Here is a 1,540-nt window from a genome sequence, read left to right as displayed (position 1 = left end):
GAGTTCAGGTTGTCGTTCCGGTACCGGTTCTGCCCCTGATTTTGATTCGGGCTCTGCGTAGGGCGCGCCTGAATGCGGTCGCGGGTGATGCCCAGCGTATCGCGGCCCCCGACCCGGTTGCCGCCCTGATTTTGGGCACCTTCCACGCGCTGGCGCAACTTGGCGATATCGTCGACAGTGAATCCGCGCGCCATGGCGGCCTGCTCGATTTCCATGTCGGTCATGCCGCTGGCCTTGGCCTGCTGGTAGTAGCGTAACAACTGAGAATTGGACATCTGAGAAGGGTTGGTGGCCTGCGCTTGGGCATCGAGGCCCACCAGTACCAACGTCAGAAATAGTCCGAGGAGCATTGCGAAATGACGCATGGGGAAGAACTTGCTATTGTTAGAAAACCTAGTCAAATTGAAGTCGGTGGTCAGTAGATCCAATTTCCTACTAACGCACACCGGAGAAGTTTTCATTTAGAGATCTTTAAAAAATGAGTAACCAGCGCGGGCGATCAGCGGTCGGCTACCCGGATGGTGAGTTCTTTGAGTTGCTGGTCGGCAATGGGGGAGGGCGAGTCGATCATGACGTCCCTTCCCGAATTATTTTTGGGGAATGCAATGAAATCCCGGATGGAGTCGGCTCCGCCGAATAGCGAACACAGGCGGTCGAAGCCAAAAGCGATGCCGGCGTGGGGAGGTGCACCAAACTCAAATGCATTGAGCAGGAAGCCAAATTGCGCCTGGGCCTCTTCGGGGCTGAACCCCAAAATGGCAAACATTTTCTGCTGCAATTCCTTTTGGAAAATTCGCACTGAACCGCCGCCCACCTCTACCCCGTTAATCACCATGTCGTAAGCATTGGCCCGTACCTGGCCTGGCTCCGTAGCGAGTAACGGAATATCCTCGGGCTTGGGGCTGGTGAAGGGGTGGTGCATGGCGTACCATCGTCCCTGTTCGGTGGACTCGTCCTCACCGTATTCCAGCAGGGGGAAATCCACCACCCACAGCACCCGGTAGTCGTCTGCGGCGCGCAGGCCCAGACGGGTACCCATTTCCAGTCGCAGATCGTTGAGTTGCTTGCGGGCCTTATCCGCCTAGCCCGAAATCAATAGCAGCAGGTCGCCGGGTTTGGCGCCGAATGCTTCGGCCCAGTGCCGGAGGGTACCTTCATCGTAGAATTTGTCCACGGAGGATTTTAGGGTACCCGGTCCGCCGTCGGGGTCTTCATTATAACGCACATAAATCAGCCCTTTGGCGCCGATTTGCGGGCGCTTCATCCATTCGGTCAGTTCGTCCATCTGCTTGCGGGTGTACGAAGCGCAGCCGGGCGCACAAATTCCCACGACCAGTTCGGCCGCATCGAACACGGGGAAATCCTTACCGGAAGTCAGATCATTTTCCTGTCCTTTCAATTCGACGAATTCCAGCCCGAACCGAATGTCGGGCTTATCTGATCCGTAGCGTTGCATAGCCTGGGCGTAGGTCATGCGGGGTACCTCGGGCAGGTCGATGTTTTTGACGTTCTTGAACAAATGCCGGATCAACCCTTCAAA

1 protein-coding gene and 1 pseudogene are annotated in these 1,540 nt (G+C 56.4%); both read right to left on the bottom strand.

The features are described 5' to 3' along the window. Window positions 1-461 (bottom strand): hypothetical protein (locus WBQ70_RS03800; protein WP_423910781.1); only part of this gene is annotated, 461 nt, incomplete at its 3' end. A 38-nt stretch (window positions 462-499) separates the two neighbouring features. Further along, a pseudogene (locus WBQ70_RS03795) lies at window positions 500-1,540 on the bottom strand (amino acid--tRNA ligase-related protein); the annotation flags it as partial.

The organism is Flavobacterium sp. (genome assembly GCF_049590715.1).
In the GTDB taxonomy this organism is placed as follows: domain Bacteria; phylum Bacteroidota; class Bacteroidia; order Flavobacteriales; family Flavobacteriaceae; genus Flavobacterium.
Note: the sequence above shows the minus strand (reverse complement) of the source record. Positions and strands in the feature narration are given on the sequence as shown.